General features: G+C 69.1%; 14 protein-coding genes. 1 reads left to right on the top strand and 13 read right to left on the bottom strand.

Translation table 11 applies throughout. The features are described 5' to 3' along the window. Positions 1–18: 18 nt before the first annotated feature. Both pdxT and ACFOW8_RS18035 read right to left on the bottom strand, forming a co-directional pair. Complete coding sequence (gene pdxT, locus ACFOW8_RS18040; RefSeq protein ID WP_378551790.1) at positions 19–639, bottom strand: pyridoxal 5'-phosphate synthase glutaminase subunit PdxT; 621 nt, start codon at positions 637–639, stop codon at positions 19–21. A gap of 56 nt (positions 640–695) precedes the next feature. Beyond that, on the bottom strand, positions 696–1,517 hold the full coding sequence (locus tag ACFOW8_RS18035) for an acyl-CoA thioesterase (protein WP_378551788.1): 822 nt from the start codon (positions 1,515–1,517) through the stop codon (positions 696–698). 79 nt (positions 1,518–1,596) lie between these two features. On the opposite strand from ACFOW8_RS18035, the gene ACFOW8_RS18030 reads away from it, so the two are divergent. Beyond that, positions 1,597–2,208: a hypothetical protein gene (locus ACFOW8_RS18030; protein ID WP_378551787.1), complete on the top strand. Its 612-nt coding sequence runs from the start codon at positions 1,597–1,599 to the stop codon at positions 2,206–2,208. 51 nt (positions 2,209–2,259) lie between these two features. Here the strand turns inward: ACFOW8_RS18030 and ACFOW8_RS18025 are convergent, their stop codons facing one another. The 11 genes from ACFOW8_RS18025 to thrS all read right to left on the bottom strand — a co-directional run bounded on the left by ACFOW8_RS18025 (position 2,260) and on the right by thrS (position 13,374). After that, entirely contained in the window at positions 2,260–2,757 is a 498-nt protein-coding gene (locus ACFOW8_RS18025; RefSeq protein ID WP_378551785.1) for a hypothetical protein, read from the bottom strand. A gap of 277 nt (positions 2,758–3,034) precedes the next feature. After that, entirely contained in the window at positions 3,035–3,817 is a 783-nt protein-coding gene (locus tag ACFOW8_RS18020) for an inositol monophosphatase family protein (protein WP_378551784.1), read from the bottom strand. 134 nt (positions 3,818–3,951) lie between these two features. Next, positions 3,952–4,686 (bottom strand): sulfite exporter TauE/SafE family protein, encoded by a 735-nt coding sequence (locus tag ACFOW8_RS18015; protein ID WP_378551783.1) that lies wholly within the window; start codon positions 4,684–4,686, stop codon positions 3,952–3,954. 49 nt (positions 4,687–4,735) lie between these two features. After that, positions 4,736–5,656 carry a pyridoxal 5'-phosphate synthase lyase subunit PdxS gene (gene pdxS / locus ACFOW8_RS18010; RefSeq protein WP_378551782.1) on the bottom strand — a complete coding sequence of 307 codons (921 nt, stop codon included), beginning with the start codon at positions 5,654–5,656 and terminating at the stop codon, positions 4,736–4,738. 152 nt (positions 5,657–5,808) lie between these two features. Further along, complete coding sequence (locus ACFOW8_RS18005; protein ID WP_378551781.1) at positions 5,809–6,063, bottom strand: YbfB/YjiJ family MFS transporter; 255 nt, start codon at positions 6,061–6,063, stop codon at positions 5,809–5,811. Between the two features lie 6 nt (positions 6,064–6,069). After that, a complete protein-coding gene (locus tag ACFOW8_RS18000; protein ID WP_378552091.1) occupies positions 6,070–7,116 on the bottom strand; it encodes an NUDIX hydrolase in 1,047 nt (348 codons plus the stop codon). After that, a complete protein-coding gene (locus tag ACFOW8_RS17995; RefSeq protein WP_378551780.1) occupies positions 7,116–8,240 on the bottom strand; it encodes a glycosyltransferase family 4 protein in 1,125 nt (374 codons plus the stop codon). The genes ACFOW8_RS18000 and ACFOW8_RS17995 overlap by 1 nt, the downstream gene beginning before the upstream one ends. Beyond that, positions 8,237–9,160, bottom strand: coding sequence for a phosphatidylinositol mannoside acyltransferase (locus ACFOW8_RS17990; RefSeq protein ID WP_378551778.1), 924 nt, complete (start codon positions 9,158–9,160; stop codon positions 8,237–8,239). The genes ACFOW8_RS17995 and ACFOW8_RS17990 overlap by 4 nt, the downstream gene beginning before the upstream one ends. Then, positions 9,157–9,843 (bottom strand): phosphatidylinositol phosphate synthase, encoded by a 687-nt coding sequence (pgsA, locus tag ACFOW8_RS17985; RefSeq protein WP_378551777.1) that lies wholly within the window; start codon positions 9,841–9,843, stop codon positions 9,157–9,159. The genes ACFOW8_RS17990 and pgsA overlap by 4 nt, the downstream gene beginning before the upstream one ends. 81 nt (positions 9,844–9,924) lie before the next feature. Then, positions 9,925–10,479: an HIT family protein gene (locus tag ACFOW8_RS17980; protein WP_378551776.1), complete on the bottom strand. Its 555-nt coding sequence runs from the start codon at positions 10,477–10,479 to the stop codon at positions 9,925–9,927. A gap of 840 nt (positions 10,480–11,319) precedes the next feature. After that, positions 11,320–13,374, bottom strand: a complete 2,055-nt coding sequence (gene thrS, locus ACFOW8_RS17975; RefSeq protein WP_378551775.1) for a threonine--tRNA ligase — start codon at positions 13,372–13,374, stop codon at positions 11,320–11,322. Positions 13,375–13,487: the final 113 nt, after the last annotated feature.

Genomic DNA, 13,487 nt, shown 5'->3' with positions numbered 1-13,487 from the left:
GGGGCGTGGCGGCGGGCGTTACCGTGCCGAACGAACGAGGTCGACGAACAGCTGGTGCACCCGCAGGTCGCCGGTCACCTCGGGGTGGAACGAGGTCGCAACGACCCGGCCCTGACGGGCGGCGACGATGCGACCCTTCGCCGGTCCGTGCGGCACCGTGGCCAGCACCTCCACGCCGTCGCCCACCCGTTCGACCCACGGCGCGCGGATGAACACCGCCCGCACCGGCGTGTCGAGCCCGGCGAAGTCGAGGTCGGTCTCGAAGGAGTCGACCTGGCGGCCGAAGGCGTTGCGGCGCACCGTCATATCGATGCCGGACAGGTGCTGGGCATCGGGGCGGGTGTCGAGGACCTCCGAGGCGAGCAGGATCATGCCCGCGCAGGAGCCGAAGGCGGGCATGCCGTCGCGCAGTCGGGCGCGCAGTGGCTCCAGCAGGTCGAAGGCCTGCAGGAGCTTGGAGATGGCGGTGGACTCACCGCCGGGCAGCACCAGCCCGTCGACGGCGGCCAGTTCGGACTCGCGCCGCACCAGCACCGCGTCGGCACCGCAGTGGTCCAGCGCGGCAACGTGTTCGCGCACGTCGCCCTGCAGCGCGAGGACACCGATGGTGGGCCGGGTGGCGGTGGCGGTTGCGTTCACAGCCGCTGAGCTTACGAGGTGGGCCGGTGTGTGCCCGCTCACGGTCGCTTCGCCGGCTACTTGTGCCGAGGTGTCCGGATGAGCCCCTCCTGCACGACCGCGGCGACCAGGTTGCCCTTGCGGTCCCAGATGCGGCCGCCGGTCAGTGCCCGGCCGAAGCCCGCCGAGGGCGAGGACTGGTCGTAGAGCAGCCACTCGTCGGCACGGAACGGGCGAAGGAACCACATGGCGTGGTCGAGCGAGGCGTCCTGGGTGGGTTCGCCGGGATGGGCGACCTTGGACGAGCCGAGCAGCGTCATGTCGCTCATGTAGGCCAGGGTGCAGACGTGGAAGAGCGGATCGTCGGGCAGCTGGTGCCGGTAGCGAAACCACACCTGCTGCTGCGACGCCGACCCGTCACGCACCACGACCTGCTCCTGCGGCACGGTCCGGATGTCCCAGTGCTGCCATTCGCGCATGGCCCACAGCCGTTCCGGGCTCATGCTCACGCTGGCGTCCGGCAGCTCCTCGGGACCGTCGACCTGCGGCATCACGTCCTGGTGCTCGGGCCCCTCGTCGCCATGGTGGAACGATGCCGACATCATGAAGATCGCTTCGCCGTTCTGCACGCCGGTGACCCGGCGGGTGCAGAAGGACCGTCCGTCGCGGATGCGTTCGACCAGGTAGACGGTGGGTGCCTCGGGGTTGCCCGGTCGCAGGAAATAGCCGTGCAGGGAATGCACCTGGAAGGCGGGGTCGACGGTGCGCACCGCCGAGACCAGGGCCCGGCCCGCGACCTGACCGCCGAAGGTGCGCGTCAGCTGGGATTCGGTGGCCGCGCCACGGAAGATGTCGCGTTCCAGCTGCTCGATCTCGAGCGCCTCTTCGATAGTCGCCATGGGCCCGACATTATCCCGTCACCGACCGGCCGGTCTGCCCGACTCGGCACGACGGCCGGGAATTTGCTGTGATGGGACGATGCCGTCGTTCCGTCCCACCTCGCCCGCCGCGCTGGCCGAACTGGTCGCGCAGCGGCTGACCGGCCTACCGGGACGGCGGGTGCTCGCCGTCGACGGCGCCGATGCCGCCGCCCCGGTGGAGCTGGCCCGCGGGATCATGCATGCGGTGGCCGCGAGCGGCCGTTCTGCGCAGGCGGTATCGCTGCACGATTTCGTGCGCCCGGCGTCGGTGCGGATGGAATACGGGCGCACCGACGAATGGTCCTACCGCACAGCCTGGTTCGACTATCCGGCGGTGCGCCGCGAGATCGTCGACCCGGTCCGGTCGGCCGGGCGCTGGCTGCCCGCGCTCTGGGACGAGGCGCGGGACCGGTCGGCGCGCATGGCCATCCGCACGGCCGAGGCCGATCTGGTGCTGGTACTGGCCGGGCCGATGCTGCTCGGCCGCGAACTCGACTTCGATCTCACGGTGCGGCTCGAATTGAGCGAGCGGGCGGCGCTGCGCCGCACCCCGTCCGAGCAGCGGTGGACGCTGCCCGCCCTGCGCGACCACGCGGCCGAGCATCCCGAGACCGCGACCTGGACGGTGCGCTGGGACCACCCCGACCGGGCGGCACTGCGCGTGGAGTGAGAAGACGCGCCGCCCCGGCCGTGGTACGACCGGGGCGGCGCGTTTCGCCGATCAGGCGCAGGCGACCGACTGCTGACCCAAATTGGTCAACATCGTGCACGCCCACACCTTCTGCACCTTCCACTTACCGTCCTCCACCACGAACGGCACATCCACCACATTCGTCTGCCCGTTCACCGTGAAATCCGCCTTCGCGTTCACACTCTCACCGAACGAAGTCACCTCCGTCACCTGCACCACCACCCCGGCATCCTGCGCCGCGACAGCCAACCGGTTCGGCAACTCCGGATCAGCCTCACCACCCTGCACGAAATCCAGCTTCTGCTCATTGGGCACCGACGGATCCAGCGCCGTATTCAACTGCGCATTCAACTCCTCCACCGACGGCACCGGCGGCAACGCCACCGTCGCCGACGTGGTAGCAGCAGCACTGGTCGTGGTCTTGGCAGCGGGCGTATCACCCTTGTCATCACTGCACGCACTCAGCCCGAGGGCCGCCACCACGGCCAGGCCTGCGATCGCGACACGTCCGGTCCTACCACTGTTCATCCACTCGTCCTTTACGTCGGGTCGGCGTTCTCGCCCGGTGGGCGACGGCACGAAACCGCGCCAACGACGACGCAGGCCCCCATGCCACGGCGCAGACGCTACCGACCGATGTTGAGGAAACTCTGAGACACATGCGATAGTCAGCCGCGGGCCCGTTGACCCCTCCGCCGGGGACGATCCCTCCGGCACAAGTGACTGCGCACCAGGCGATCCGCCGCCGCGCAGACTGCGCGGCCGGTTCTCCGGGGATTCGGAGCACCCGGCGATCGGTCCTGGATCAACGCAGGCTCGCTACCGCCGCGACGAGACGAGCGTGGGTGTCGGCGTCGGCGGCGGCGATCAGTCCGTGCGGCGGGGTGTGCAGGGGTTGGCCCGCCAGACCGGTGACGAGGCAGCCGGCTGCCTGGCACACCGCGATTGCGGCGGCGAAATGGACGCTGTCGGTCAGGTCGCCGCCGGCGACGTAGGCGGCGCGGCGGCCTGCGGCGACCCAGGCGAGGGCGAGCGCGGTGGAGTGGACTCGCGCGTGGAAGAAGCCGGCGAAGCCGGGGGCGTCGAGCAGACGAGCGGGGGTGGCCCACGGGAACGGGCCGTCGAGGTCGACATCGACCAGCCGGTTGCCTGCGGCCGGGCGTAATCGCCGGTCGGTGCCCTCATGACGGGCGAACGCGCCGTCGCCCGCGGTCCACAACACCTCACCGGCGAACGGCACGCCCACGGCTGCCGCGGTGACGGTGCCGCTGTCGCGCAGCGCGACATTGATCGCGACCGACGGGGTGCCGACGGCGAAATTGCGGGTGCCGCAGAGCGGATCGATCAGCCAGAGCCTGCCGTCGCCGACGGCGCCGGTGAGTCCGGATTCCTCGGCGAGGAAGCGATCACCCGGCCGTGCGGCGCGCAGCACCCGGAGGATGGCGCGCTCGGCGTCCAGGTCGGCCTCGGTGGCGAAGTCGTCGCCGGTCTTGGCGTAGTGGGCGAGCGGGGCGTGGTAGGCCGACCGGATCACGGTCGACGCGACTTCTGTTGCGCGGATAGCGATTTCGATATCAGTGTGGTGCACCGCAGTCACGGTACGTCCGCCGGGGCACCGGGCAGGCCACATCGGCACCGATCCGCCCCGCCGACTCGCCACCCGGGCGCGCCGGAACCGCATCACACATCGTGAGAAGTGACCCACCGTTCTTACCAGCGGCCTCACCGTGCCAGGTACACCGCCAAGCCGAGCCCACACAGCCCGACCGCCACCCGCAGCAGGTTCGGTGGGATCACCTTCACGACCGGCGGCCCGCACCACCCGCCGACGAAGGCCCCGGCGCCGAGCGCCAGCGCCGCACCCCAGTGCACCGGGCCGAACGCGGCGAACCCGATCGCGGCGACCAGGTTGGCGACGCCGAGCAGGAAGCTCTTGAGAACCGAAGCGCTCCAGAGGGATTCGGAGGTGCACAGCAGCATCATCGATAGATAGATCACCCCGGCGCCCGCACCGAAGTAGCCGCCGTAGACGGAGATCAGCACGATGCCGACCGGCACGATCCACGACGACTGCAGTTCACCGACGTGGCGGCGCACCACCGGCTGCACCAGCAGCGCGATCGAGGCACCGGCGACCAGGAACGGCACCACCACCTCGAACACCCCAGCGGGCGCCACCAGCAGCGCGAGTGCCCCGAGCAGGCCACCCAGCGCCGACAGCACCGCCCAGCGCACCAGCGTGGCACCCCGCTCCGTGAGTTCCCGCCCCGAATTCGCGGTCGCCCCGACACCGACTGCCACCATCGCCACCGTATTGGTGACATTGGCCGAGACCGGCGGCAGACCGACGGACAGCAGCGCCGGATAGGACACGATTGAGGCCATCCCGGTGACGAACCCCACCAGGCCGGTGAAGAATCCCGCGACGACCAGCAGCAGAATGTCGAGAGCGGTCACGAACCGACTGTACGGTACTCCCAATCGGCAGGATTAGAGCGCCGAAGGCTCACCAGCCGCGCTCGGCGAGACGGTGCGGCTGCGGGATCTCCTCGACATTGATGCCGACCATGGCCTCGCCGAGGCCGCGGGAGACCTTGGCCAGCACGTCGGGGTCGTCGTGGAAGGTGGTGGCCTTGACGATGGCTGCGGCGCGCTGTTCGGGGTTGCCCGACTTGAAGATGCCGGAGCCGACGAACACACCCTCGGCACCGAGCTGCATCATCATGGCGGCGTCGGCCGGGGTGGCGATGCCACCGGCGGTGAACATGACAACCGGCAGCTTGCCGGTCTCGGCGACCTCGCGGACCAGCTCGTAGGGCGCCTGCAGCTCCTTGGCGGCGACGAAGAGCTCGTCGGCCGACAGCGAGGTCAGGCGGCGGATCTCGGCGCGAATGGTGCGCATGTGGGTGGTCGCGTTTGACACGTCCCCCGTGCCGGCCTCGCCCTTGGACCGGATCATGGCCGCGCCCTCGGTGATGCGGCGCAGGGCCTCACCGAGGTTGGTCGCGCCACAGACGAACGGCACGGTGAAGTTCCACTTGTCGATGTGGTTGGCGTAGTCGGCCGGGGTCAGGACCTCGGACTCGTCGATGTAGTCGACGCCGAGGCTCTGCAGGATCTGCGCCTCCACGAAGTGACCGATGCGGGCCTTGGCCATCACGGGGATCGACACCGCGGAGATGATGCCGTCGATCATGTCCGGGTCGCTCATCCGGGAGACGCCGCCCTGGGCGCGGATGTCGGCCGGGACCCGCTCGAGCGCCATCACGGCCACCGCGCCCGCGTCCTCGGCGATCTTGGCCTGCTCGGGGGTGACCACGTCCATGATCACGCCGCCCTTGAGCATCTCGGCCATGCCGCGCTTCACGCGGGCGGTGCCGACGGTGGTGGTGGTCTCAGGCGTAGTCACGGCTGTCTCCTGTGTCATGGGCGCCAATCAAGTCGCTTCGTGGGTGGACAAGGTCGATTCTAGAGCTGCCCGAAATCGCCCTTCATATCCAGTTGGGGTCCACTGGCCTTGCCGCGACCAGCGGCGATCCTTTCGCGGACCTCTGCTGGCCTGCTCGAGTGGCCCGTGTCTCAGTGCGTGTCGACCCGGATCGCGGCCGTTACGCGGGCGGGCCGGCCGCGGTCGCCGAGCACGATCGCGGCGGCGAGGGCGGCCGCCGCACCGGCGCACCACAGCGCCGCGACCGGGGTTCCGGCCGCATCGACCACGAGTCCGGCCGCGACGGGGCCGAGGACCGCGCCGAGGTTGAGCGCGGTGGTCGCCAGGGCGCCCGCAAGGCGCGGCGCGGCGGGTGCGGCAGCCCGCACGATCGTCGGGCCACCCACACGACCTCAGCGGATCGAGCGGACGACGGGTTCGGTGTCCTCGGCGGCCGCCGCGACGGCCTCGGCCAGCAGGTCGTCGAGGTGGTAGGGGTAGACCGCCTCACCCGCCGCGTCGAGTGCGCGGATATCGGCCGGACCGCACCAGCGGTGGTCGGTGATCGTGCGGCGTTCGAGCGCGTTCAGGGCGGCGGGGCGCCAGTCGAAGCTGGGGGCACGCAGGACGAAGAACAATTCCTCGGCGCGGATCAGCTCACCGTTGAACGGGAACACCGCGACCCGGCGCCACACCGGTCCACGCAGCGACTCCGGGCGCACGCGCTGCCCGGTCTCCTCGTACACCTCGCGTACCGCCGCGTCACGCAGGCTCTCCCCCGGTTCGACGCCGCCACCGACGGTGAACCAGAACGACACCTCGGGCAACACCGGATCATGGCCGCGCAGCAGCAGCACCCTGTCGTTGCCGTCGAGCAGCACCACCCGCGCGGAGGTACGGCTGGTGTTCACCTCCAGGCCGGTGGCCGCGGCCGGGGTGGCCCGTTCGGTGATCTCGAAATACTCCGGCAGGGGCGCCGTACCGCCGAGGTGCAGGACCCGCACCGGGCGACGGGTACGCAGAGCGAGGGTGTCGCGCACGGCGTCGTTGTGGAAGCGGCGCGCGATCAGCACCCTGGCCTCGGCGTCGGCGAGTTCGGCGACGAGCTGCGGGCGCAGCTGATCGATGTCGACGAGCGACAACGCCGCGGAGAGCTGGTTTTCCACGGTCTCCCGCTCCCGCCGGTCGGCTCGTTCGGCCCGATCGGCCAGCGACGCCAGCTGGGCGGCCTTGTCGGCGCGGTGCGGATCGGTGCTCACCGGACCGCCGATCGCCATCGCCACCGCGCGCGTCACCACCGCCCGCCGGGCCAGCGCGGCATCGAGGGCCTGCCAGGACTGGTCGGAGCGCACGTGCAACCGGTCGAGCCGGTTGGCGGTGGAGTAGGCCCACACGCCGAGCGCGAGCACGAGCAGCGCGATCAGGCCGAGGACGAGGATCGTCGTCGCGGAGAAGGTGATCATCCGGCGGCCCTGACCCTGGTGTCGCCGACGGTGACGGTCTCGTACACGCGCAGGATCTGCTCGGCCACCACCGGCCAGTCGTAGGCCGCGACCACCTGGGTGGCGGTGCGCACCAGCCGGGCGCGGGTGTCGTCGTCGGTGAGGACGGTGTCGATCGCCGCGGCCAGCGCGGCCGCGTCACCGACCGGGGTGAGCAATCCGGCGGTCCCGTCCCGCAGGACCCGCCGGAACGCGTCGAGCTCGCTGGCCACCACCGGGGTGCCCGCCGCCATGGCCTCGATCAGGATGATGCCGAAACTCTCGCCGCCGTGGTTGGGCGCCACGTATACGTCGGCGCTGCGCATCGCGGCCGCCTTCTCCGCGTCGGTGACCTGGCCGAGGAAGCGCAGATGCCCGGCATGGCGGCCCGCCTCGCGGCGCAACCGCTCCTCGTCCCCGCGGCCGACGATGAGGACCTGCACGTCCGGGTGCCGCGCGACCACGGCGGGCAGCGCGCCGAGCAGCACGTCCATGCCCTTGCGCGGTTCGTCGTAGCGGCCGAGGAACAGCACGGTCTTGCCCGCGCGCGGGTAGCCGTCGAGCAGTGGGCCGCGCGCGAAGGCCGAGACGTCGACGCCGTTGGGGATCTCCACCGCGTCGGAGCCGAGCGCCTCCACCTGCCAGCGCCGCGCCAGTTCCGAGACGGCGATCCGGCCGCTGATCTTCTCGTGATACGGCCGCAGCACACCCTGGAACGTGCTCAGCACCAACGACTTCGTGGTCGAGGTGTGGAAGGTCGCCACGATCGGGCCCTCGGCGATCTTGAGGGCGAGCATCGACAGGCTCGGCGCGTTGGGCTCGTGGATGTGCAGCACGTCGAAGTCGTTGCTGTCGATCCAGCGCCGGATGCGGGTGTATGCCATCGGGCCGAACGACAGCCGCGCCACCGACCCGTTGTACGGAATCGCCACCGCGCGGCCCGCCGAGACGACGAACTCCGGCAGCGGGGTGTCGTCCGAGGCGGGAGCGAGCACGCTCACCTTGTGCCCACGCTCGATGAATACCCGGGCCAGCTCGACCACATGGGCCTGCACACCGCCCGGGACATCGAACGAGTACGGACACACCATGCCGATATTCACCGGAGGCCACCGCCCTGGTTCGCGGCGATGCGCGCCAGCCGTTGCGGGGACAGGTCGGCTTCCCACAGCGGTTGCAGCATGTGCCAGTCGGCCGGGTGTTCGGCGATGTTCGCCGCGAACCGGTCGGCCAGCAGTTGCGTCGTCGCCGCGACGCCACCGGAGACATCCAGTGGCGCACTGGTTTTCAAACCCCAGCCCTCGGTGCCGTCGGCCTCGGTGGTGAACCAGGCGTGGACCGGCTGCAGCGACGCGCCGGTCTCGATGGCCAGCTTCGCCGCGCCCGCGGGCAGCCAGGTGCGCTCACCGAAGAACTCGACGGGCACGCCCTTGCCGGTCAGGTCGCGCTCGCCCATCAGGCAGACGATCCGGTTCTGCCGCAGGCGCTGCGCGAGTGCCTCGAACGGGGGCTGCTCGCCACCGGTCAGGGGGAACACCTCGAATCCGAGGCTCTCCCGGTAGGCGACGAACCGTTCGAACAGCGATTCCGGCTTCAGCCGTTCGGCCACCGTGGTGAAGCTGGCGTAGTGCTGCACGAGCCACACGCCTGCCATGTCCCAGTTGCCCGAGTGCGGCAGCACCAGGATCACCCCGCGACCGTCGGCGAGGGCCTTGTCGAGGTGTTCCAAACCACCGACGTAGTAGTCGACGGCGGAATGGTCCATGCTCGGCAGCCGGAACGCCTCCCGCCAGTACCTGGCATAGGAGCGCATACTCGCGCGGATCAGCTCGTCGGGCACCTCAGCCGGGCCGACACCGAGCACGCGGGCGAGATTGCGGCGCAACTGCACCGGCCCGCCACCCTTGGCGGCGCGGTCGGCACCGAGGTCGAACACCTTGCGTACCAGCGGCTCCGGCGCCGAACGCACCAGCCGCCAGCCCGCGGCGTACCCCAGGTCGCTCACCCGATCACGCAACGTCACGACGCCGCTCCCCCTGTCGCGTCCTGGTCCTGCTGTCGTGGTGCCTGCGGGATCACCAGGCGAGCACCGGGCGAGCGGCGCACCGCGAGCACCCGCTGGAACACCGTGACGATGCTCAATACCGCGAGCACCCACATCGCCACGTACACCGCGTAGGTGAGCCACTCGATCCCCCAGTGCCCGCCGATTCCGGTGAGCCCGGCGCCGACCAGGACGATGACCAGCCGGTCCGGGCGTTCGATCAGCCCGCCGTCGGCGGAGAGCCCACTCGCCTCGGCCCGCGCCTTCGCGTACGAGATCACCTGCGAGGTGACCAGCACCACCAGCGTCGCCGCGAACAGCGACCGGCTCTGCTCGTGATAGACCGCCCACCAGGCCAGCGCGCCGAAGATGGCACCGTCGGCCACCCGGTCACAGGTGGCGTCGAGCACGGCACCGTACTTCGTGCCGCCACCGCGGGCGCGCGCCATCGCCCCGTCGAGCATGTCGAACATGACGAACAGCCAGATGACCATCGTTCCCCAGAAAAGATGATCGGTGGGGAACAGCGTCACCGCGGCCGCGATCGTCGCGGTGGTGCCGATCAACGTCATCGCGTCGGGGGTGAGCCCGGTTCCGACGAGCGCTTTGCCCAGCGGCGCAGTCGCTTTCGCAAACGTCTGGCGGCCGAAGAAGCTGAGCACGGTTGTCTAGTCCTCCTGCGACCTGCGGGACACCCGCACCCGATCGGCTGCGATGTGCGTGGCTACGCGATGATCACACATCTACGCCTCCCACGCCTCCGCCAGCAGCTGGCGCGTCTCGCGTAGCAATTGTGGCATCACCTTGACTCCGCCGATGACGGTGATGAAGTTCGCGTCGCCGCTCCAGCGCGGCACGATGTGCTGGTGCAAGTGGTCGGCCAGCGAACCACCGGCCACCCCGCCGAGATTGAGGCCGACATTGAATCCCGCGGGCCGCGACACCCGCTTCATCACCCTGATGGCCTGCTGGGTGAAGGCCATCAGCTCCGCGCTCTCGGCGGGCGTCAGGTCCTCCAGGTCGGCCACCCTGCGGTAGGGCACCACCATCATGTGCCCAGGGTTGTACGGGTACAGGTTGAGCACCGCGTACACCTGCTCGCCGCGGGCCACGATCAGCCCGTCCTCGTCGGACATCTTGGGGATGTCGGTGAACGGGTGCCCGGTGGCGTCCTTGGGCTTCACCTCGCCGGTGATGTAGGACATCCGGTACGGCGTCCACAGACGTTGCAGTCGATCGGGCTGCCCGGCGCCAGCGTCGACAACCGTGCTGCTGTTTGTACCAGACACCTCAACCATTGGCGCTGGTCCCCGCTCCGCTAAGCAGGACCTGCGAAACAGGGCACGCTGCCGGTTCCAGTCGCTCGGGACAAACCCTGGCCAACTCCACAGGACCAGGCAACAGCGACGCGGTCAAAACAACACTCCTCGGAGTCGACGATCTTACGAGCCTATCCCGTGTGTGCTGGCTCGATTCAGCAGACGGCCCCATGCTAGTCGCTGCGGCCAGACGCACGGGCAACCGACTGGCAGATATCCGGAGTCGTGCCCGGTCGTTGCCGACATCCGACGATCGCCACCCAAAACACGCTATCGACTCTATGGAACCGAATCGCGGCGCGGCGCGTCCAAACAAGCGTCGGAACGGATTTCGCGCGAGCATGCATCACCGTGGTCCGGTCTCGGCAAGTGGACCCGTGCGGGCCACGAGCAACCACCAGGTACCCATCACACTGCAAGCGAGGACATATGCGTATCTCAAGACTATTTGCAAGCACAATGCTGTTGTCGCTGATCTTGGTCGGCGCAGGAGGAACAGCTGCCGGACAGACCATGACGCTCCGAGCAATGGAAGGCTTCCCGACGTGTTACGGCGGTCTGGATGGTGTCCAGCGCTCCGACGGCTGGTACCTCTACGAATGCAGTCCAGGACCCGATAGGTGGGAATGGGTCCCGATAGGCGACGCGCCGCGGTAATTCACCGAGTAGCAGCGCTCAGCCGCTGGCCGTGGCGCGCTCGCCTCCAGCGACCTGAGGAAGCTCGACATCGGCGATGCCCGTCGCTCAACTGGGATGCGGTGGGCGCACGACCACCGCATCCCAGCACAGCAGATGCCCGAAGTCGTCGAGCCAAGGGGGCTACCGGGCCAGCGAAGCTTCCAATAGCCCGGCAGTGGGCGAGCTGTTAATTCGACCGCCAATCCACGAAAGAATCACTGCCACAGCCTCGTCGACCCCCACCCCGTTCAACGTGGTTCCGTCACGGAACCTAAAGCTCACCGCATCCGCCTCTGCTTCGGAAGCACCGACGACAAGCATGAACGGCACCTTCTGGGCAATATGGTTGAAGATCTTCTTCTGCATCCGGTCATCGCTGCGATCCACCTGGGCGCGCACCCCGGCATCGCGCAGCCGCTCGATCACCGTGTCCAGGTGTTCGGCGAAGTTCTCCGCGACCGGGATGCCGACCACCTGCACCGGCGCGAGCCAGGCCGGGAAGGCACCGGCGTAGTGCTCGGTGAGCACGCCGAAGAACCGCTCGATCGAGCCGAACAGGGCGCGGTGGATCATCACCGGGCGCTGTTTGGTGCCGTCGGAGGCGGTGTACTCGAGGTCGAACCGTTCCGGCAAGTTGAAGTCGAGCTGGATGGTCGACATCTGCCAGGTGCGGCCCAGCGCGTCCTTGGCCTGCACCGAGATCTTCGGCCCGTAGAATGCCGCGCCGCCGGGATCGGGCACCAGGTCGAGGCCGGAGGCCTCGGCCACCTTGGCGAGGGTGTCGGTGGCCTCTTCCCACAGTTCGTCGGAGCCGACGAACTTCTTCGGGTCCTTGGTGGACAGCTCGAGGTAGAAGTCGTCGAGGCCGTAGTCCTTGAGCAGCGACAGCACGAACTGCAGTGTGCTGGTGAGCTCCGCGTGCATCTGCTCCTTGGTGCAGTAGATGTGCGCGTCGTCCTGGGTCATGCCGCGAACACGGGTCAGGCCGTGGATCACGCCGGACTTCTCGTAGCGGTACACCGAACCGAACTCGAACATCCGCAGCGGCAGTTCCCGGTAGGACCGGCCACGCGAACGGAAGATCAGGTTGTGCATCGGGCAGTTCATCGGCTTGACGTAGTAGTCCTGGCCGGGCTTGCGCACGGTGCCGTCGTCGTTGAGTTCGGCGTCCAGATGCATGGCCGGGAACATGCCGTCGCGGTACCAGTCGAGGTGACCGGAGACCTCGAACAGGTGCCCCTTGGTGATGTGCGGGGTGTTGACGAACTCGTACCCGGCGTCGATGTGGCGCTGACGCGAGTACTCCTCCATCTCCTTGCGGATGATGCCGCCCTTGGGGTGGAACACCGGCAGCCCGGAGCCGAGCTCGTCCGGGAAGCTGAACAGGTCGAGCTCGAGGCCCAGCTTGCGGTGGTCGCGGCGCTCGGCCTCGGCGAGCAGGTGCAGGTACTCGTCCATCGCCTCGGTGGACTCCCAGGCGGTGCCGTAGATGCGCTGCAGGTCCTCGCGGTCCTGGTCACCGCGCCAGTAGGCGGCCGAGCTGCGGGTCAGCTTGAAGGCGGGGATGAACTTGGTGGTGGGGATGTGCGGACCCCGGCACAGATCGCCCCAGACCTTCTCGCCGGTGCGCGGATCGAGATTGTCGTAGATGGTCAGCTCGTTGCCGCCGACCTCCATGATCTCCGGATCGTCGATGCCGGACTTGTCGCTGATCAGCTCGAGCTTGAACGGCTCCTTCGCCAGTTCCACCCGCGCCTCGTCGATCTCCACGACCCGGCGCGAGAAGCGCTGCGCGCCTTTGACGATCTTCTTCATCCGCGATTCCAGCTTGGCCAGATCCTCGGGGGTGAAGGGCCGGTCGACCCGGAAGTCGTAGTAGAAGCCGTCCTTGATCGGCGGGCCGATGCCCAGCTTGGCATCGGGGAACTCCTGCTGCACGGCCTGGGCCAGCACATGCGCGGCCGAATGCCGGATCACGCTGCGACCGTCCTCGGTATTCGCCGCGACCGGCTCCACCTCGGCGTCGGCATCCGGGATCCAGGACAGATCTTTCAACGCACCCTCGGCGTCCCGGACCACCACGATGGTGTCGGGGCCCTTCGTCGGCAGTCCGGCCTCGCGCACCGCCGCGCCCGCGGTAGTCCCCGCCGGCACCCGGATGAGGGCTGCTGGACTGATGGGTGCAGAGGTGGTCACCGGAATGCTCTCCTTGACGTCGGTTGGCGCGGGTTTCCCGCACGGATGCAGGTCCTCTCCCACATCGCGACCATGCTAGCCGTTCGCCTCCCGACGTTTCGGGCTCACCCGCC

Source organism: Nocardia rhizosphaerae, from assembly GCF_042650365.1.
GTDB lineage: Bacteria > Actinomycetota > Actinomycetes > Mycobacteriales > Mycobacteriaceae > Nocardia > Nocardia rhizosphaerae.
This window is presented reverse-complemented; position numbering and strand designations above follow the sequence as displayed.

What these genes read in the sequence shown, in the direction of transcription:
- ACFOW8_RS18035 (WP_378551788.1), bottom strand. Translation starts at nt 1,517, where the DNA reads ATGGCGACTATCGAAGAGGCGCTCGAGATCGAGCAGCTGGAACGCGAC.
- ACFOW8_RS18025 (WP_378551785.1), bottom strand. Translation starts at nt 2,757, where the DNA reads ATGAACAGTGGTAGGACCGGACGTGTCGCGATCGCAGGCCTGGCCGTG.
- ACFOW8_RS17980 (WP_378551776.1), bottom strand. Translation starts at nt 10,479, where the DNA reads ATGGTTGAGGTGTCTGGTACAAACAGCAGCACGGTTGTCGACGCTGGC.
- pdxS (WP_378551782.1), bottom strand. Translation starts at nt 5,656, where the DNA reads ATGACACAGGAGACAGCCGTGACTACGCCTGAGACCACCACCACCGTC.
- ACFOW8_RS18030 (WP_378551787.1), top strand. Translation starts at nt 1,597, where the DNA reads ATGCCGTCGTTCCGTCCCACCTCGCCCGCCGCGCTGGCCGAACTGGTC.